The sequence below is a fragment of the Pseudomonas sp. Bc-h genome (assembly GCF_002080045.1).
Taxonomy (GTDB): domain Bacteria; phylum Pseudomonadota; class Gammaproteobacteria; order Pseudomonadales; family Pseudomonadaceae; genus Aquipseudomonas.
Window position 1 is genome coordinate 389,404 of sequence record NZ_MUIN01000009.1, and the last position, 17,993, is coordinate 407,396.

The 17,993-nt window shown below is 62.1% G+C and carries 15 protein-coding genes; 6 read left to right on the plus strand and 9 right to left on the minus strand.

Annotated elements, in window-relative coordinates; all coding sequences use genetic code 11:
- Positions 1 to 49 precede the first annotated feature (49 nt).
- Both BWR59_RS18420 and BWR59_RS18425 read left to right on the plus strand, forming a co-directional pair.
- The gene (locus BWR59_RS18420; protein WP_143490868.1) at positions 50 to 469 is read left to right on the plus strand and encodes a cupin domain-containing protein; all 420 of its coding nucleotides are present in this window, start codon (positions 50 to 52) and stop codon (positions 467 to 469) included.
- A 150-nt stretch (positions 470 to 619) separates the two neighbouring features.
- The gene (locus BWR59_RS18425) at positions 620 to 883 is read left to right on the plus strand and encodes a hypothetical protein (RefSeq protein ID WP_081567064.1); all 264 of its coding nucleotides are present in this window, start codon (positions 620 to 622) and stop codon (positions 881 to 883) included.
- 988 nt (positions 884 to 1,871) lie between these two features.
- Here the strand turns inward: BWR59_RS18425 and xylB are convergent.
- The 7 genes from xylB to BWR59_RS18460 form a co-directional block, all read right to left on the minus strand.
- Positions 1,872 to 3,356: a xylulokinase gene (gene xylB / locus BWR59_RS18430; protein ID WP_081567065.1), complete on the minus strand. Its 1,485-nt coding sequence runs from the start codon at positions 3,354 to 3,356 to the stop codon at positions 1,872 to 1,874.
- Positions 3,357 to 3,384: 28 nt separating this feature from the next.
- A complete protein-coding gene (locus BWR59_RS18435) occupies positions 3,385 to 4,383 on the minus strand; it encodes a LacI family DNA-binding transcriptional regulator (protein WP_081567066.1) in 999 nt (332 codons plus the stop codon).
- A gap of 26 nt (positions 4,384 to 4,409) precedes the next feature.
- Entirely contained in the window at positions 4,410 to 5,351 is a 942-nt protein-coding gene (locus BWR59_RS18440) for an ABC transporter substrate-binding protein (RefSeq protein WP_081567067.1), read from the minus strand.
- Between the two features lie 62 nt (positions 5,352 to 5,413).
- Complete coding sequence (locus tag BWR59_RS18445; protein ID WP_081567068.1) at positions 5,414 to 6,406, minus strand: ribose ABC transporter permease; 993 nt, start codon at positions 6,404 to 6,406, stop codon at positions 5,414 to 5,416.
- Between the two features lie 66 nt (positions 6,407 to 6,472).
- Complete coding sequence (locus BWR59_RS18450) at positions 6,473 to 8,044, minus strand: sugar ABC transporter ATP-binding protein (RefSeq protein WP_218191240.1); 1,572 nt, start codon at positions 8,042 to 8,044, stop codon at positions 6,473 to 6,475.
- A gap of 317 nt (positions 8,045 to 8,361) precedes the next feature.
- Positions 8,362 to 8,742, minus strand: coding sequence for a hypothetical protein (locus tag BWR59_RS18455; protein ID WP_081567069.1), 381 nt, complete (start codon positions 8,740 to 8,742; stop codon positions 8,362 to 8,364).
- Between the two features lie 162 nt (positions 8,743 to 8,904).
- A complete protein-coding gene (locus tag BWR59_RS18460; protein WP_269140355.1) occupies positions 8,905 to 9,249 on the minus strand; it encodes a nuclear transport factor 2 family protein in 345 nt (114 codons plus the stop codon).
- 241 nt (positions 9,250 to 9,490) lie between these two features.
- Here BWR59_RS18460 and BWR59_RS18465 point away from each other — a divergent pair, with 241 nt between their 5' ends.
- From BWR59_RS18465 to BWR59_RS18480, 4 genes are read left to right on the plus strand one after another with little or no spacing between them, the layout of a single operon-like run.
- Complete coding sequence (locus tag BWR59_RS18465; RefSeq protein ID WP_081567071.1) at positions 9,491 to 10,678, plus strand: ABC transporter substrate-binding protein; 1,188 nt, start codon at positions 9,491 to 9,493, stop codon at positions 10,676 to 10,678.
- Positions 10,679 to 10,730: 52 nt separating this feature from the next.
- Complete coding sequence (locus tag BWR59_RS18470) at positions 10,731 to 11,600, plus strand: branched-chain amino acid ABC transporter permease (protein ID WP_081567072.1); 870 nt, start codon at positions 10,731 to 10,733, stop codon at positions 11,598 to 11,600.
- Positions 11,597 to 14,089 (plus strand): branched-chain amino acid ABC transporter ATP-binding protein/permease, encoded by a 2,493-nt coding sequence (locus tag BWR59_RS18475; RefSeq protein ID WP_081567073.1) that lies wholly within the window; start codon positions 11,597 to 11,599, stop codon positions 14,087 to 14,089. The genes BWR59_RS18470 and BWR59_RS18475 overlap by 4 nt, the downstream gene beginning before the upstream one ends.
- Complete coding sequence (locus tag BWR59_RS18480; RefSeq protein ID WP_081567074.1) at positions 14,086 to 15,312, plus strand: amidohydrolase family protein; 1,227 nt, start codon at positions 14,086 to 14,088, stop codon at positions 15,310 to 15,312. Before BWR59_RS18475 ends, BWR59_RS18480 begins: the two co-directional genes overlap by 4 nt.
- 246 nt (positions 15,313 to 15,558) lie before the next feature.
- Here BWR59_RS18480 and BWR59_RS18485 read toward each other — a convergent pair whose 3' ends face one another.
- Positions 15,559 to 16,251 carry a GntR family transcriptional regulator gene (locus BWR59_RS18485; RefSeq protein WP_081567075.1) on the minus strand — a complete coding sequence of 231 codons (693 nt, stop codon included), beginning with the start codon at positions 16,249 to 16,251 and terminating at the stop codon, positions 15,559 to 15,561.
- A 126-nt stretch (positions 16,252 to 16,377) separates the two neighbouring features.
- Complete coding sequence (locus BWR59_RS18490; protein ID WP_081567076.1) at positions 16,378 to 17,943, minus strand: gamma-glutamyltransferase; 1,566 nt, start codon at positions 17,941 to 17,943, stop codon at positions 16,378 to 16,380.
- Between the last annotated feature and the right edge of the window lie 50 nt (positions 17,944 to 17,993).

Below are 17,993 nucleotides of genomic sequence, written 5' to 3' on the forward strand. Positions count from 1 at the left end.
GAGGCAGGCATAGCCTGTCATCTGTCACCACGCTCACTCAGGACCGATCATGAAACCCATGAAACTGCTCGCTGCCAGCCTGTCTTGCCTGGCACTCGCTCTGCCGCTTTCGTTCAACGCTCAAGCCCACGATGGCGAGCATGAAAAGGTCACCGTGCTGGAGAGCCACCCGATGCTCAACGCGCCGGGCAAGAAAGCCATGGTGCTGACGGTCGATTACAAGCCGGGCCAGGTGTCCATTCCTCACAGCCACAGCGGCAGCGCGATGGCCTACGTGCTGGAAGGTGAAGTGATTTCCCGGGTCAACGACGGCAAGGCCATCACCTACAAAGCGGGCCAGACCTGGTATGAGCCAGCGGGCTCCAGGCACTACGAATCACGCAATGCCAGCACCACCCAGCCTGCGAAACTGTTGGTCTTCATCCTGCTGGACGACAACGGCGAGATCCTCACTCCTCTGCCGAAATGACATCGCCGAAAACCCCGGGTGCCGCTCTGGAATGCGGCACCGCTGGTCCGACGCAGTGTCTGGAACATTAAACATTCCTGACCAACTGTCGATAAGCCATCAGTAGAACCCGAACATTCGGGTCAGACTTGATGAGTGAAAGGCACAGGTATGTACGATATTTTTCTGCTGGTAGAACATGGCCGCGATCAGGGCGAGGTTTCCGTGCTGGGTTGGTTCGACAACGAACGCGCGGCAAAGGACACCGCAGAGGCCATGGAATGGAAAGCCTATCGCGAGGAGTCCAGGCGTCACCATCAGTGGTCCAGCAAACCGCTGCTGCCACCGAACGAGACGTCTCATCGGCGGTTTTGGGTGAAGGGAATCTCCAAGTTCACTCACACACCTGCGCCACGGTCCTGGGCGGTGCATTGAGCACCTGAGTCAAGCACAGATCCTCTGTGTATTTGCGCCGGACGCGAAACCCGGGCAAGCCTTTAACCCACGCCGAACCCATAATCTGTGGGAGGGAGCTTGCTCGCGAAGACCATACGTTGCGCCATGCATGTGTATCGGCTGTACCGGCCCCTTCGCGAGCAAGCTCCCTCCCACGGAATAGTGCCACGGCATCTGGCGTTGATTATCCATGCGCCCCCCCCCGCGCAGCAGGCCATAACCTCCGGAACTTGCCATGACGCTTACACACCTGCGCCACGGTGGCGGGCGGTGCATTGAGAGTCTGAATCCAGCACAGATCCTCCGTGTATTTGCGCCGGACGCGAAACCCGGGCAAGCCTTTAACCCACGCCGAACCCATAATCTGTGGGAGGGAGCTTGCTCGCGAAGACCATGCATTGAGCCATGCATATGTATCGGCTGTAACCGGCCTCTTCGCGAGCNAATCTGTGGGAGGGAGCTTGCTCGCGAAGACCATGCATTGAGCCATGCATATGTATCGGCTGTAACCGGCCTCTTCGCGAGCAAGCTCCCTCCCACGGAATAGTGCCACGGCATCTGGCGTTGATTATCCATGCGCGCCCCGCCCAGCAGGCCCACAACCTCCGAAACTTGCCATGACGCTTACACACCTGCGCCACGGTGGCGAGCGGTGCATTGAGAGTCTGAATCCAGCACAGATCCTCCGTGTATTTGCGCCGGACGCGAAACCCGGGCAAACCTTTAACCCACGCCGAACCCATAATCTGTGGGAGGGAGCTTGCTCGCGAAGACCATGCATTGAGCCATGCATATGTATCGGCTGTAACCGGCCTCTTCGCGAGCAAGCTCCCTCCCACGGNAATCTGTGGGAGGGAGCTTGCTCGCGAAGACCATGCATTGAGCCATGCATATGTATCGGCTGTAACCGGCCTCTTCGCGAGCAAGCTCCCTCCCACGGGAAAGTGCTCGGGAATTGAGCGGGTGATCACCCATGCAACCCCTGCGCAGCAGGCAATAGTCCGCGAAACTTTTCATGACGCTCGCGCAACGCAGCTTGCACTGCACTCATCGGCCGATACCTGGCCTTGACCGGCATCCCCGCGTGCAACAGATCCTCGCCCTGCCCGATCGCCAGAAACCCCAGTTTGGCCGCGCCAATGCACGCGCTCAGTTCGCTGCCCAGCAAGGTATACACCTCGCGATCAAGAATGTTGGCCAGCAACTGCGCCCAATACTCGCTGCGCGCCCCGCCGCCAACCAGCGCGCAGGCATTGACCGTGGCGCCCGCTGACAGGGCCGCGTTCATCGCATCCAACAGCCCGAATCCCACCCCCTCCAGCACCGCATAGCCCAACATCGCGGGTGTGCTGTCGTGACCTAGACTCATGAAACCGCCGCGCAACAGCGGGTCGTTGTGGGGCGTACGTTCTCCGGCCAGATACGGCAGAAACAACGGCTGCGTGACCGCCATAGACTGGTCGACGGGCAATTGCGTCTGCACCAGATTGAGCAACGTCTGCTCGTCTGGCTGACCCAACAACCGCGTCACCCAGCGCAGGCAACTGGCCCCCGCGAGCATGGCGCCCATGGTGTACCAGCGGTTCGGCAGCGCATGACAAAAACTGTGAACCGCGCTCGGCGGATTGCCTGCCGGGTGACCGGTAATCGCGACAATCGCCGCGCTGGTGCCCAGTGTCACGAACGCGTCGCCGGCGTTGATCGCGCCGATGCCCACCGCCGACACCGGGTTATCGCCGCCGCCGGCGGCAACGGGTAAATCGGCTGGCAACCCGAGCAATTGACCCGCCTCGGCGCTCAACCCGCCAGAGACCTGATCTGCCTCCAGCAACCTCGGCATCTGCGTCACGTTCAAACCGGACGCGTGCAGCATTGGCTCGAACCACTCGCGCCGAGCGACATCGAGCCACAAGGTCCCCGCCGCATCGGACAGGTCGCTGACCTTCTCGCCGGTCAGCAACAGGCGCAGGTAATCCTTGGGCGACAACACGCAATCGATCCGGGCGAACACCTGCGGCTCGTGCGCCTGAAGCCACAACAGTTTCGGCGCGGTCAGCCCGGCCATTGCCAGACTGCCGGTGGCCTGCGGGTAATCCGGAAAATCACGATTCAGCTGCTCCGCCTGAGCGACCGCGCGGGAATCGTCCCAGAGGATTGCCGGGTACAAGACCTGGTCGGCCGCGTCGAGCAACACCGCCCCGTGCATCTGCCCGGACAGCCCGATGCATTCGACGCGATCCCAGGCCTGCGGCTGATCGTTGCGCAATTGCTCCAGCGCCTCGACGCACGCTTGCCACCAATGCACAGGATTCTGCTCCGACCAGCCCGAATACCTGCGCGTAACGCTCACCCTCGCGCCCGCCTGGGCCAACACGGCGCCCCGGGCGTCGAGCAGAATGGCCTTGAGTTCAGAGGTGCCCAGATCGATGCCCAGAGAGACAGCTTGGCTCATTGACGTTCAGTTCCTGTCGGGGGAGCGCTCAAGGGCATCCACATGAATTTCGTATGCGCAACGTTGCACCCAGACGCTCGGAAAGCCGCGTTCCGTAAGGATTGTCGATGCGCTGTAGCAACAGTTGCACGGCACGTTCGCCCAGCGCCTGGACCGGCTGGGCGATGACGCTCAGACGCGGCAGAAAGAAGTCCGCCCAGTCGAAATCGTCGAAGCCCACCAGCGCCATCTGCTCCGGCACCGCGATGTCCGCGTCCCGCAGCGCGTGCATGGCGCCGATGGTCATCAGGTTGTTGGCGGCCATGATCGCGCTCGGTGGCGCCTTCAACGCCAACAGTGCCGAAGCCGCGACACGGGCCGACTCGCTGTTGGATTCACCGTTGACCAGCAGTGATTCATCAAACGGCAAACCTGCGTCACTCAGCGCCTGGCGATAGCCGTCGATTCGCTCCTCGGTGGTGCTCAAGCCGCGATGCCCGGCGATCATGGCGATGCGCCGATGGCCGTGACCGGTCAGGTGCGCCACCAGTTGGCGGGTGGACTCGCGGTTCTCGACACCGACCTGATCGAAGCCTTCGGCCGCCAGCCGATCCACAAGGACCGTGGGAATGGCGTTGGCCTGCAGATAGGCCGACGCCGCCTGCGCAGGGTCACTCGAGGGTGCCAGGAGGATGCCGTCGACCCGACGATGGTGCAGCGCCTTGACCACGCGCAGTTCCTGTTCGGGGTCATCGTGCGTATCGACGTACAGCATCATGATGCCGTGGCGCGCACACTCGGTTTCGATGGCGTGAACGGTCTCGCTGAAGTAGTGATTGGACAGCGCCGAAATCGCCACGCCAATGGTGTTGGTGCGCGAACGGGCCAGCGAGCGCGCCAGGGTGTTGGGGATGTAGCCCAACTCGCGGACCGCCTGCTGTACCGCTCCCACCGTTTCCGGGCTGACCTTGCGCGTGCCGTTGAGCACGTGGGACACCGTCGAAGTCGACACCCGCGCCAGCCGTGCCACGTCCTCCATCTTGACCACTGCGTTCACTCCTGCTGCCCGGCGTTTCAGTGCTTGCTCGACCAGCCAGTGTACGAACCGATGTTGTCGCGAGTGATCAGTTTCGGCGTGAGTTGGGTCACCGCTTCAGCGGGTTTCTTGTCGTTGAGCAGGTCGTTGCCGATCACCACTGCCTGCTGCGCCATGGCCCATGGGTCCTGACTGGCGGAGGCCTGGATCGACGACTCGGATTTCAGCGCATGCTCGATGTCCGGCGCGCCGTCTACCGAAGTAATCACGATGCCGCTGCGCTTGAGCTGCCTGGCGGCCAGGTCGCTGCCGATGGCTTGCGGGTCGTTGATCGCAAACAGGCCGTCGATTTTCGGGAAGCGCGTCAGGTAGCCCTGCATGGCATTCAGGCCGCCGTCGCGGGAGCCTTTGGCGTCCTGATCGTCAGAGAGAATCTTGATGTCCGGCGCGGCGGCGAATGCCGATTTGCATCCGGTCACGCGGTCGGTCACGGCGGTAACCTGCGGGCCGTTTTCGATGATCACATTGCCCTTGCCGGAGAGCTTGTCGACGATGAACTGACAGGCCAGCTTGCCGGCCTCGACGTTGTCGGTCTGCACGGTCGCGTCGACCTTGGCGGCGTTGACGTCAACGGCCACCACCTTGATTCCGGCTTTCTGCGCTTTCATCACCGCCGAGGCAATGGCGTTAGGGTCCACGGCGTTGATCAGAATCAGGTCCACGCCGGCAGCGATGAAGTTGTCGATCTGCGAGAACTGCTTGCTCAGGTCGTAATCGGCGGACACCGAGGTGACCTTGGCGTTGGGGTTGATTTCCAGCGCCTTGGCCTTGGCGCCGTCAGCCAGAGTGACGAAGTAGGGATTGCCCAGCGACCCCAAGGTAATGCCCACCGATTTCAGCTCGCGGGCCTCGACGCCCTGAGCCAACAGCGCGGCCAGGCACAGGGATACGACAGCAGGGAATTTGAGTTTGAAGTTCATGATTTCTCTCTTGTGATTATTGTTGAACGTATTTTTTGAGACCCAAACCACACGCTGGCTAATCACGTCCGCGCACCGGACTGGCGATAGCGGTCAAGCGCCACCGCGCCGATGATCACGATGCCCTTGATGATGTACTGCCAGATGTCCGAGACGCCCAGCAACACCAGGCCGTTGGTGAGCACGGCGATGATCAGCGCGCCGATCAGCGTGCCGCCGATGGTGCCGACGCCGCCGGTGAAACTGGTGCCACCAAGGATCACGGCGGCGATGGCATCCAGCTCGTACGACTGCCCCAGTTGCAGGCCGTTGGCGGCAAACAATCGTGAAGCGCTCATCACCGCACCGAGCCCGGCCAATGCGCCGGAAACGGCATAGACGAACAGCAGGACCTTCCACACCTTGATTCCGGAAAGTCGCGCGGCCTCGGGATTTCCGCCCACCGAATAGATCTGCACGCCCATGACCGTGCGCCGCAGGATGAACCAGGAAATGGCGATCACGGCCACTGCGATGATCACCAGCCAAGGCACGCCAAGCACCGAATCGTTGCCGATGAACGCGAATGGCAAGTCGGGATTGAATACGGTCTTGTCGTCGGCCAGCAAACGCGCCAGACCGCGCATCGCAGTGAGCGCGCCGAGGGTGACGATGAAGGGAGGCAGGCGCATGAAGGCGATCAGGCCACCGTTGACCAGCCCCAGCAACAGGCCAAAACCAACGCCGGCAAAAATCCCGAGCATGCCCCACTGCGGGGACATCGAAGCCTGCAAGGCAACCACTGCCGAGGCCGCGAGAATCGCCCCCACCGACAGGTCGATACCGGCAGTGAGAATCACGAAGGTCATGCCCGCCGCCAGCACCACGTTGACCGAGGCCTGCTGGGTGATGATCGACAGATTCTGCAAGGTCATGAAGCTGTCGGTCATCAGCGCAAAGCCCACCAGCAGCAATATCAGGACCGGCAGCATGCCGACAGTGCGCATCAGTTCACGCATGCGCTCGCGCTTGCTGATGGCGGCCACGGTTGGCGAGTTTTCCAGGGTCAGACTCATGGCCTGGTTTCCTTTTTTTGTTATTGAAATGTGAGATCTCAGCATTGACGCAACCCCCCACGGGCGTCATCCGGCGCCTGCAACACCGCAAACAGGCTCGGGCACCTGCTCACCCCCAGTCGCCAGATCGATAATCCGTTCCTGAGAAATCTCGTGCCCCGACGCACCGCCCACCTCGGCGACCAACTGCCCTTCGCGCATGACCAGCACACGGTCGCAGGTGCCGATGATCTCCGGCAGTTCGCTGGAAATCACCACGATGCCGACTCCGGCCTTGGCCAGCTCATTGATGATGCGGTAGATCTCCGACTTCGAGCCGATGTCAACGCCCCGGGTCGGCTCGTCGAGAATCAACACATGAGGTTTGACCTCCAGCAGCCGCGCCAACAGGACCTTCTGTTGGTTGCCACCCGACAGCGCACCGACGTTGACCTTGCCCGACGCCACGCGAATCGACAGCGAGCGAATCGCCTCCACCGCCCGCCGTGCGCCGCGTCCGCGATCCAGCACGCCGCCTGCATGAGCATCGGGCACGCAGGCGCAGACGTTGATGTTGTCGCGCACGCTCATGTCCAGGAACAGGCCCTGAGCCTTGCGATCTTCGGTCAGGTAAACCACCCCGGCGCGAATAGCATCGGTCGGATTGCGCAATTCAGTGATGGCTTTGCCGGCCACTTCGAGGGTGCCGGAGCTGCGTGCATCGGCAGCGAAAATCAGCCGCGCGAGTTCCGTGCGCCCTGCCCCGACCAGCCCTGCAATGCCCAGCACCTCGCCTGCGTGGAGGTCGAAACTGCATGGCTTCACTCGTTTGCCGTCGGCCATGTCGCGCACCCGCATGACCACCTGGCCGGGGTCATAGGGTGCGTGTTCTTTTTTGTAGAACCCAGAGAGATCACGGCCGACCATCAGCTTCACCAGCGCATCCGCCGAGAGCCCGTCGCGTTCAAGCATGCCGACGTACTCGCCATCGCGCAGCACCGACACCCGATCCGACAACTCGTAGATTTCCGCCATGCGATGGCTGATGTAGATGATCGCCAGACCCTGATCGCGCAGCTGTTTGATCAACGCGAACAGACGGTCGGTTTCCCGGGACGACAAGGGCGTTGTGGGCTCGTCCATCACCAGGATTTTTGCCTTGGCGTGCAGCGCCCGAGCGATCTCCACCAGTTGCCGTTCGGCAATCGACAGCACGCTGACCTTGGTCGAGGGTTTGAAATCGGCGCCCAACCGCGCGAGCACATCGACGCAACCGGCCTCCATCGCCTTGCGGTCGATGCTCCAGCCGCGACGCAGTTCACGGCCCAGGTAAATGTTCTCGGCCACGCTGAGGTTGGGGCACAGGCTCAACTCCTGATAGATCACCGCAATACCTTGGGCTTTGGCGGTCAACGGATCGAAGGACGCCAATGTCTGGCCGCCGATACGAATCTCACCCCCGGCATCGGCCTGATAGGCGCCGGAGAGGATTTTCATCAGGGTCGATTTACCCGCGCCGTTCTCGCCCATCAGCGCATGGACTTCGCCGGCGTAGACCTTGAGGGCAACGTTTTTCAGCACGCGCAGGCCGTTGAATGTCTTGGAAATGGCGTTCATTTCCAGCACAGGCATGGGGGATTCGGAGAGTAAGGCGCTCATGGGAGAGCCACCGAGGCTGGTGCTACAGGCGTTCGCGACGCCGTGAAAGCGCGCGGAATCAGAGCAGGCAAGCTGTTCATGTGCATCCTCGAGATTTCTTGTTGTTATGCGGGCCACCTCGAATCGGGCGGCGCTCGGGAACTGCTTTTCGGAATTGCGTTGAAACACTCTAGATCAGCTGAAACGATTCACGCAAGCGCTTGCTTTTTCTCCCCGACGAAAACCGTCAGTAGCTCGATGAATGGCCGACACAAAAAAACGCTCTGGTGTGCGGGTGTTCGGCCCGCCGCCAGAGCGTTGAGTTTTTTGCAAAAAAGTTAAGGTTTGGCGACTGTCCACATGTCCTTGAAGCCATCGCCCGTGGTGTCACCGGCTTTGGCGTCCTTGGTCCAGGTGTACAGCGGCATGCCGTTGTAAGCCCACTGCTTGCTGCCGTCGTCACGGGTCACGACGGTGTATTTGCCGTCGGTCTTGGCGTCCGCGCCGGCCATCAGCGGCGGCCAGGCCTTGGCGCAATCGCCGTTGCAGGCCGACTTGCCGTCGCTGTCTTTTTTGAAGGTGTAGAGGGTCATGCCCTTGTGATCGGTGAGCACTTCGCCTTTGTCGGTCTTGCCGGTCATTGCGGGGGCGGCAGCGAACGCCAGGCTTGAGGCACAGGTCAGGACCACGGCGGCGGTGAGGATGATTTTCTTCAGCATGGTGAACTCCTTGGTTATTTTTCGAGTAGGGGAGCAAACGCCAGAAACCTTCCAGGCTCCCGCTGCCCGCGCCAATTGACGCAAGCAGTGAAGGTAAACGTCTGTCGAAGGGGGTTTATTCCATGGGGCTGAAGAAATATTTTCAAACACCGCCATGAACCCTCAAGCCTTGGCGATTTCCGGCATCAGCATCCACTCAGCGCTGTCGTTCCAAACGTCCATCCGGGTGATCTTGCCGTTGCGCACTTCGAAGCGGTCCAGGTAGCGGTTGCCGGAGAAGCTGCGGCCGTCCGGCCATTCGCCGTACAGGGTGCCGTTGGAATACACCACGGTGTGGTCGCCGCGATCCATCCAGTCGAAATTGCCCAGTGCCTTCTTGACCCACGCGTAGCGCGCGCCGTTGAAGGCAGTGATGGTTTGCGGGTCGGGCATGGCGCGGCCACCGGTGAAGGTGATCTTCACGTCATCGCTCATGAAGGTCGCGGCGCGGACGGGGTCGGGTGCCATGGAAGCCTCCAGAAAATTGCTAACAATCTGTACGTCTTTATTCACTTCGGACATAACCCGCTCTCCTGACTCGATGAAGGCCCGTGATGGGCCGCATGCCTCTGCGTGGTGCAAAGCGCTTTAATTTGGAGCGAAATTGCTGGCCGTTTCGCCAGCAGCACGCGCTTTTAAAGCGTTCTCGGACTGGCATCCTACTTGCTAGCAATAATTTTACAAGTGCTAGCAATCAGGAGCGTCACCTATGTCCTTCCAGCGTCCAAACGTGCAGCGTCTGTTGTTCCCCGTGGCTGCGGCCTTCTCCCTCACGCTCGCCATTTGCGCTGGTGCGCAGGCTGCAGAACCTCCGATCAAGGTCGGTCTGGTGGCGGCGCTGTCCGGGCAATCGGCGAAATCCGGCGAGGCGCTGACTCGCGGCCTGACCATGGCCATTGACGAGGTCAACGCCCGTGGCGGTGTACTGGGACGCCCACTGGAACTGGTGCGCCGCGACGACGAAAGCAACCCGTCCAAAGGCATGCTGGCGGCGCGTGAGCTGATTCAGCGGGAGAAAGTCACGGTGCTGTTCGGCGGCCTCGACACGCCGGTGTCGCTGGCCATCGTGCCCTTGGCCAATCAGCTGAAAACCCCGTTCATGGGCATCTGGGCCGCGGGTACCAAGATCACCGAAAACGGCGCTGCAGATAACTACGTGTTCCGCGTCTCGGCTGTCGACGAACTGGTGGACGAGGCGCTGGTTAAATACGGGGCCGCTCAGGGCATGAAGAAGCCCGGCATGATCCTCATCAACAACCCGTGGGGCGAATCGAACGAAGCCGGCTTCAAGCGCGCACTGGAAAAACGCGGGCTGGAAAACGCCGGCGTCGAGCGCATTCAGGACAGCGACCTGGACGTGGTGCCGCAACTCACCCGCCTGAAAAACGCTGGCGCCGACACCCTGCTGATGGTCGGCAACGTCGGGCCATCGGCGCAGGTGGTGAAATCCCTCGACCGCATGGGCTGGGACGTGCCGGTGGTGTCGCACTGGGGCCCAGCAGGTGGTCGCTTCGGTGAACTGGCCGGGCCGAGTGCCTCGCGTGTTCACTTCATCCAGACCTACGTTTTCACCGAACACAACAACGCCAAGGGCGATGCCCTGCTCGCTTCGCTGAAAACCGCGTACCCGCAGATCAAGACCCTCGCCGACGTCACCCCGGCAGTCGGCATCGCCAACGCCTACGACGCTCTGCACCTCAGCGCGCTGGCCATCGAGAAAGCCGGGAGCACCGACGGCAAGGCAGTGCGCGACGGCTTCTACGGGATCACCGACTACGACGGCCTGATCAAGGATTACAAGCAGCCTTTCAATGCGCAGAAGCATGACGCACTGGGGCCGAACGACTATGTGTTCACCCACTTCGTCGGCGATCAGATCGTGCCGCTCAAGCCGTGAGCCAGACAGCAGCTTTGACTGAACCGTTTCGCACGCTCTAAGGAATCACGCCATGTTCACCGCCGCCATCGTCACCGGCCTCGGCCTGGGCAGCATGTACGCCCTGCTCGCCCTGGGTTTCCATCTGACCTACGTGGTTTCGCGCACGGTCAATTTCGCCCAGGGCAGCGCCATGATGGTCGGCGCTGTGCTGGGTTACACCCTGTGCATCACCTGGGGCTTGTCGCTGTGGCTGGCCTTGCCGCTGACCCTGTTGCTCAGCGCCCTGTATGGCCTGGTGATCGAACGCTGGCTGGTCCGCCCATTTCACGGCCGTGGCTCGCAAGCCTGGCTGCTGGCGACGGTCGCGGGGGGCATTCTGGTGGACAACCTGGCGCTGTTCACCTTCGGCAAGGAGCCGCGTCAGTACGAAAGCAGCCTGGTCAACTTGAAGATCGAGCTGTTCGGCAACGGCATCGGCGCCTTGCAACTGTTGATCCCGCTGATCGGCGCGGCCATTGCCCTGGCGCTGTTTCTGGTGCGGCGTTACACGCGGCTGGGCAAGGTGCTTGAAGCCTGCGTGCAGAACCCCAAAGCGGCGATGCTGATGGGCATCAACGTCAATCGGGTAGTCGCCATCGCCTTCGCCATCTCCACCGTGTTCGCCGCCGTCGCCGGGCTGTTGATTGCGCCGCTCTTCAGCGTTAACGCCGAGATGGGGATGTTGTTCGGCCTCAAGGCCTTCGCCGTAGCGATTCTTGGCGGTATTTCCAGCGCGGGGGGTGTGTTCGGTGCCGGGCTGTTGTTCGGCCTGACCGAAGCGCTGATCACCTTGTATTTCGGCTCGGCGTTTACCCAGATCTTTACTTTCGCTTTGGTGATCCTCGCCTTGGCGATTCGCCCCAACGGCCTGTTCGGCAGCCAGGCACTGGTGAAAGTATGAAAAACCTGAAAACCCTGCTGGGCCCTGTTTGCATTGCCGTGCTGGCGCTGTTCAGCGTGGCGGCTGTGTTTTTTCTCGACAGTTATTCGTTGCTGGTCTTTACCTTGTGCGCGCTGGCCGCCGTAGTCGGTGTCGGGCTCAACGTGTTGATCGGCCTGAGCGGGCAGATTTCGTTCGGACACATCGCGTTTTACGCCATCGGCGCCTACATCTCGGCGCTGATGACGCTCGCGGGAATGCCCCTGTGGCTGGCGGTTCCCGCAGCGGGCGTGGTGGCCGGCGCAGTCGGCGCGCTGCTGGCGATTCCGGCTTTACGTGTGACCGGGCCGTATCTGGCGATGATTACCATCGCCTTCTCATTCGTCGTGCATCACAGTCTGATCGAATGGCGCGACGTCACCGGCGGCTCCAATGGGCTGATGGGCATTCCTTTGCCGGAATTCGCCACAGTGGACCCTTCGATTCTGCTGGCGCTGATCGCGACTGCCCTGATGATCGCTGCGCTGGCGTTCTATCAACGCCTGCATCACAGCGGCTGGGGCAAGGCCATGCGGGCCGTTAAGGCGTCGGAAATCGCGGCGCGCTCGCTGGGCTTCAACCCGGTCGTCAGCAAGACCCTGGCCTTCGCGCTATCGGCACTGCTGACCGGCCTTGCGGGCGCGCTCTTGTCGCCGCTGCTGATGTTCATCAACCCAGAATCCTTCCCCTTCTCGCAGTCGATTCTGTTCGTGCTGGCGGTGATCGTCGGCGGTAGTGGCACGCTGTTCGGGCCCGTCCTCGGCGCCTTGTTGATCGTGCTGGTGCCGGAATTGCTGTCGGACTTCGCCGAATACCGGCTGCTGATTTTCTCCGTGTTGCTGCTGGTGGTGCTGTGGATCGCCCCCAACGGCTTGCTGGGCGCCCTCGCCCGCCGCTGGATCAAACCGACCCCACTGACCCCGCCCAGCCAGATCGACCAGAAACGCATCGCCGCTTACCTGCGCAGTCGCACTGGTGCCGATGGCTTGCACATTCGTGATATCGGTATTCGTTTCGGCGGCGTGCAGGCGGCGCAAGGCGTGAACCTGCATGCGCCAGCCGGCAGCATCACCAGCATCATCGGGCCGAACGGTGCGGGTAAAACCACGGTGCTGAACATGATCAGCGGTTTCTATGCCCCCGACAGCGGCCAGATCGAACTCGATCAACCGCTGGCCGGCCTGCCCGCGTGGAAAACCGCCCGAGCCGGAATTGCGCGCACGTATCAGACCACCCAGTTGTTTGGCGAGATGTCGGTACTGGACAACGTCCTGGTGGCGATGCAGAAAGGCCGAATGGGTTTTATCTTCGGCCACTCCACGTCTTCGCAGCGTGAACTTGCGCTGGATCTGCTGGCCCTGGTCGGTTATCGCGGCGCGGTCAATATCGCGGCTGATGACCTGCCCCACGTCGACCGCCGCCTGGTGGAAATCGCCCGGGCTCTGGCCACGGCGCCTGCGGTGTTGTTGCTGGATGAACCGGCTGCCGGTCTGAGCCGCCGCGACACCGATGCCCTGGCGATTCTGCTGCGGCAACTGGCGGGTTTCGGCCTGACCGTGATTCTGGTGGAGCACGACATGGCGCTGGTGATGGCGGTGTCCGAGCGTTTGCTGGTGCTCGACGCGGGCAAGCCGATCACCGTCGGTACGCCTGCCGAAGTGCAGCAGAACGAGCGCGTGATCGCAGCCTACCTGGGCGGCACCGAGTACCAGGCCACGCCACGGGATGAGGCCTGGGAAGGCAGCCACGATGCGCGTCTGTATGTGAAGGATCTGGTGATCGATTACGGCGCGGCGCCAGTGGTGAACAAGGTCAATCTGGTGGTCAATCCAGGTGAACTGGTGGCGATTCTTGGCGCCAACGGCGCAGGCAAATCGAGCATCCTGCAATGCCTCGCGGGCCTGCATCGAGCGTCCGGCGGCAGCATCCTGCTGGACAACGAAAACATCGAACAGGCCAGCGCCAGCAGCATCGCCGGGCAAGGGTTGGCGCTGGTGCCGGAAGGCCGTCAGGTGTTCCCGTATCTGAGCGTGCGCGACAACCTGCTGCTGGGGGGTTATTCCCGTCGCGATGCCTTCGACGCAGACGCCGAGATCGAAGCAATCCTCAAGCGCTTCCCGCGCCTGCGTGACCGCATCGACAGCCCTGCCGGTCTGCTCTCCGGTGGCGAGCAACAGATGGTCGCGGTCGGTCGCGGCTTGATGGCCAAACCGAAAATCCTGTTGCTCGACGAACCCTCGCTGGGGTTGTCGCCGTCGATGATCGGTGAGCTGTACGACGCCCTCGCCGCATTGCGTGACGAAGGCGTGACCCTGCTGCTGGTGGACCAGATGGCCAATCTCGCGCTGCAAGTGGCCGACCGCGCTTATGTGCTGGAAACCGGTTGCGTGATCAAGTCCGGCAGCGCCGCCGAACTGCGTGAAGACAGCGAGCTGGCAGCGGCGTATCTGGGTGAAGGAGTCTGCGCATGAGTGCCCTGATCATCAGCAATGCCCGGGTGGGCAACGACCTCGATACGACCACGCTGTATGTGGAAAACGGTCGCTTCGTGGCAGCCCTCGGCCGTGATACCGCGACCTGTGAAAGTCTCGACCTCGAGGGACGCCTGTTGCTGCCGGGCCTGATCGAAACCCACATCCATCTGGACAAGGCCTGCATCATGCAGCGCTGCCAGTTGCAGGCCGGCACCCTGGCAGAAGCCGTGCAACAGACCCGCGCCGCCAAGGCTGAATTCACCGAACAGGATGTCTATGAACGTGGCGCGCAGGTGCTGGACAAAGCGATCCTGCAAGGCACCACGCACATGCGCACCCACGTCGAACTGGACCCGCAGATCGGCCTGACCGGCTTCAATGCCATACGCCGTTTGCAGGCCGATTACGCCTGGGCAATCACGCTGGACATCTGCGTGTTCCCGCAGGAAGGCATGCTCAACAACCCTGGGACCGAGGCACTGTTACGTCATGGCCTGGAGAATGGTGCGACGGTATTGGGCGGTTGCCCTTACACCGACAGCGATCCATTGGCGCAGATTGACCGGCTGTTCGAACTGGCACTGGAGTACGACTGCGATCTGGACATGCACCTGGATTTCGATCTCAACCCTGAAGGCCTGACCATCGAGCACGTGGCGCGCTGTACGCAACAGCACAACTGGGGCGGGCGTGTGACGGTTGGCCATGTCACCAAGCTGTCGGCATTGCCGATGGAAGCGCTGATCGGCCTGGGTATTCGTCTTGCCGAGGCTGGCGTGCAAGTGACCTGCCTGCCGAGTACCGATCTGTTTCTCACCGGCCGCGAGCATTTCCATAACAAGCCGCGAGGCGTGGCACCGCTCAACCATTTGCACGCCTGCGGGGTGACCTGTTCGGTGTCGACCAACAACATCGGCAACCCTTTCACCCCGTACGGCGACGCGTCGCTGGTGCGTCAGGCCAACCTGTTCGCCAACGTCAGCCAGATGGGCACGGCGGCCGAGTTGCTGCAGTGCATGGCGTGGGTGTCGAGCGAATCGGCGCGGATGCTGCGCCTTAAGGACTACGGCCTGACGCCGGGTTGCCATGCGGACTTCATCGTCTTCGATGCGCCCTCACCTGCGGCGGTAATCGCCGAAATCAGCGCACCGTTGCTGGGGTATAAACGCGGCAAGCGCACGTTTGAAAGGCCGCAAGGCAGATTGCTTGCGCCTGAGTGATGATCAAGCCCACGGGATCGGCACAGACCCTGTGGGAGCTGGCCTGGTTACGACGGCCGCCAAAGCGGGGTGTCAGGCAGCACCGGTTCGCGGCCCTCGTAACCTCGGAACCCTCCCACAGGATCACCATAGACTCTGCGGAGCAGGCCCATCTTACGACGGCCGCCAAAGTGGTGTATCAGGCAGTCCCGGTTCGCGGCCCTCGTAACCTCGGAACCCTCCCACGGGGATTGGCCAGGGCTAAAATCAGTCGCTCAGCGCCTGCTTGAGATTGAACTCGGCAGGCACCGCCGCTTCCAGCGCAAGCTGCCCTTCCAGTTCATCCAGGTGCTCGATCATCACGGCCACGGCCTTCTCATGATCGCCCTGCTCAAGGGCACTGATGATCTGCTGATGCTCGTCCGAGGCACATGAAGGTACGTCGTTACGCTGATACAGCGCGACGATCAGCGAACTGCGCACCATCAGATTACCGAGGATATCGCTGAGCACACTGTTGCCGCAGATCGCGCCGAGCATCAGGTGAAACTCACTGAGCTCGCGCACGATGGCGCGCCGGTCGGTGTCGTTGGTTGCCTTGCGTTCGTTGTTCATGTGGGTGGCGACGCGCTGCCGTTGCTTGCGCATGATCGCCGGGGTGATGGACTCGACAATCGCCCGCTCGATGGCGCGCCGGGCGGTGAAGATATCCCGCGCCTCCTGGGCCGTCGGTTGCGACACCATGGCGCCGCGATTGGCTTCGATGGTCACCACCTTCTGCAACGCCAGACGTTGCAACGCCGCCTGCACATGGTTGCGGTTGGCTTGCAGGGTTTCGACGATCTGCGCTTCGATCAGCCGCGTGCCAGGCGGCAGGCGATGCTGGGCAATGGCCTTGTACAACGCATCGACGATGCGCTGTACCTCAAGCTGTTTGGCGGTGACAGTGCTCAAGCCCATCCATTCCTCGTTTCTGCAGAAGACCTTCTGCCTCGCGCGCCGCAGTGGCGGGCGGGCAACGGGCGGCATTATCCGCCAGCGCCCCAGGCACGGCAAACCCGGCGTTCAATGGCAGTCGAATCGACCTCACAGCCCCAGGCTCACGCCTTCACCACGGGGGTCATGCATCGCGTAAAGCGTGCCGTCACGCTCGACGCTGATGATCCCGGCATGCCCGGTCATCGGGCTTTGCGCGGGGATCAGTTCCACCTCATGGCCCATTTCCGCCAGCCCCACGGCGCTGTCAGGGCTGATGTCACTTTCCAGTTTCAGGTTGTCGGTGCTGTCGAAAAAGCTGCGCCCCAGCAAGAAGCGCGGCATGCGCAGTGCGCGGTCGACAGGCTGGCGGTAATCGATCAACTGCGTCGCCAGCACCATTTGCGTCTGCGGCTGGCCGTCGCCGCCCTGGGTCCCGAAGAAGAATCGGCGTCCGTCATCTGCCAGATAACAGGACGGATTGAGCGTGTGCGCCGGGCGTTTGCCCGGTGCCCAGCCGTTGACGTGATCCGGGTCGGCATTGAACCCCGCCGCACGGTTTTGCCAGAGCACGCCAGTGTCGCCGAGGATGCAGCCCGAACCGAAATCGTGGAACAGGCTCTGAATCAGGCAGGCCGTGCGGCCTTCGGAATCGGTCGCGGCCATCCAGATGGTGTCCGCCGGACGCCCCGGCTCGTTCCAGGGCGCGGCACGCTGATCGTCGATGGCAGCGGCGTAGCGCTCGATACTTTGCGGGGACAGGCTCGCAGCGAAATCCCAGCCGCCGTGGGACGGATCGCAGAGTTCGGCGTTGCGACGCAACAGGCCCTGTTTTATCGCCTCCACCAGCAGGTGATAGTAGGCCGCGCTGCCATTGCCGATCCCGGCCAAAGGTTTGTGCTGCAAGGACGCCATGGCCTGCAGGGTGTACACGCCCTGGCTTGGCGGTGCGACATTGAACAGCCGGCCCTGGCGATAAGGCACCGAAATCGGCGCCACTTCCGGGGCCTGGGTCGCACGTAGATCGGACTTGCTCAGGCCGCAGCCCAGGCGTACGAATGCCTCGCCGAACGCATCTGCCAACTCGCCTCGATAGAAATCCTCGACCCCATGACGAGCCAGGTGGCGCAGCGTGTTGGCCAGTTCCGGCTGGCGCAACACATCGCCCTCGCGCATCCAGCGCCCATCGGTTTTGCAAAGAGAGTGCAGATCCGAGAGCTGCTCGATCAACGGTTGACGCAATATCTGCCAGAACAACTGCGATCGGGAGACTGGCACGCCCTGATCCGCAACCGTCGCCGCATCACCCAACAAATCGGCCCAGCCCAGTCGCGACCCCCACTCATGGCGACTGATGTTCGCCGCCGTCTGCCAACTGGCCAGCGCACCGGCGGTGCTAGCCACAGAACTCGCCCCCCGCAAACCGATGCTGCCTGCCTCGGGCAAGCGCATTCCCGCCTGCCCGATCCCCACGATGGTGCGTACCTTGCGGTCATGGATCATCCACAGCGCATCGCCACCGAGCCCGGTCATGTGCGGAAAAACCGCACTGAGCATGGCACTCGCCGCCAGCATCGCGTCGATGGCCGTGCCCCCAGCCTCGAGAATCCTGAGCCCTGCGGCACTGGCTTCAGCGTGGGGAGTGGTGATGACAGCGCGGCGGGAAGTCGCAAGCATGGATGTGGGCCCTTATGCAGATTGCTAGCTATTTATTTTCCTGTGGCTAG

Bases quoted from the DNA above. Each gene is read 5' to 3' on its own strand.
- BWR59_RS18420 (WP_143490868.1), top strand. From the start codon at position 50: ATGAAACCCATGAAACTGCTCGCTGCCAGCCTGTCTTGCCTGGCACTC.
- BWR59_RS18425 (WP_081567064.1), top strand. From the start codon at position 620: ATGTACGATATTTTTCTGCTGGTAGAACATGGCCGCGATCAGGGCGAG.
- xylB (WP_081567065.1), bottom strand. From the start codon at position 3,356: ATGAGCCAAGCTGTCTCTCTGGGCATCGATCTGGGCACCTCTGAACTC.
- BWR59_RS18440 (WP_081567067.1), bottom strand. From the start codon at position 5,351: ATGAACTTCAAACTCAAATTCCCTGCTGTCGTATCCCTGTGCCTGGCC.
- BWR59_RS18445 (WP_081567068.1), bottom strand. From the start codon at position 6,406: ATGAGTCTGACCCTGGAAAACTCGCCAACCGTGGCCGCCATCAGCAAG.
- BWR59_RS18450 (WP_218191240.1), bottom strand. From the start codon at position 8,044: ATGAGCGCCTTACTCTCCGAATCCCCCATGCCTGTGCTGGAAATGAAC.
- BWR59_RS18455 (WP_081567069.1), bottom strand. From the start codon at position 8,742: ATGCTGAAGAAAATCATCCTCACCGCCGCCGTGGTCCTGACCTGTGCC.
- BWR59_RS18460 (WP_269140355.1), bottom strand. From the start codon at position 9,249: ATGGCACCCGACCCCGTCCGCGCCGCGACCTTCATGAGCGATGACGTG.
- BWR59_RS18465 (WP_081567071.1), top strand. From the start codon at position 9,491: ATGTCCTTCCAGCGTCCAAACGTGCAGCGTCTGTTGTTCCCCGTGGCT.
- BWR59_RS18470 (WP_081567072.1), top strand. From the start codon at position 10,731: ATGTTCACCGCCGCCATCGTCACCGGCCTCGGCCTGGGCAGCATGTAC.
- BWR59_RS18475 (WP_081567073.1), top strand. From the start codon at position 11,597: ATGAAAAACCTGAAAACCCTGCTGGGCCCTGTTTGCATTGCCGTGCTG.
- BWR59_RS18480 (WP_081567074.1), top strand. From the start codon at position 14,086: ATGAGTGCCCTGATCATCAGCAATGCCCGGGTGGGCAACGACCTCGAT.
- BWR59_RS18485 (WP_081567075.1), bottom strand. From the start codon at position 16,251: ATGGGCTTGAGCACTGTCACCGCCAAACAGCTTGAGGTACAGCGCATC.
- BWR59_RS18490 (WP_081567076.1), bottom strand. From the start codon at position 17,943: ATGCTTGCGACTTCCCGCCGCGCTGTCATCACCACTCCCCACGCTGAA.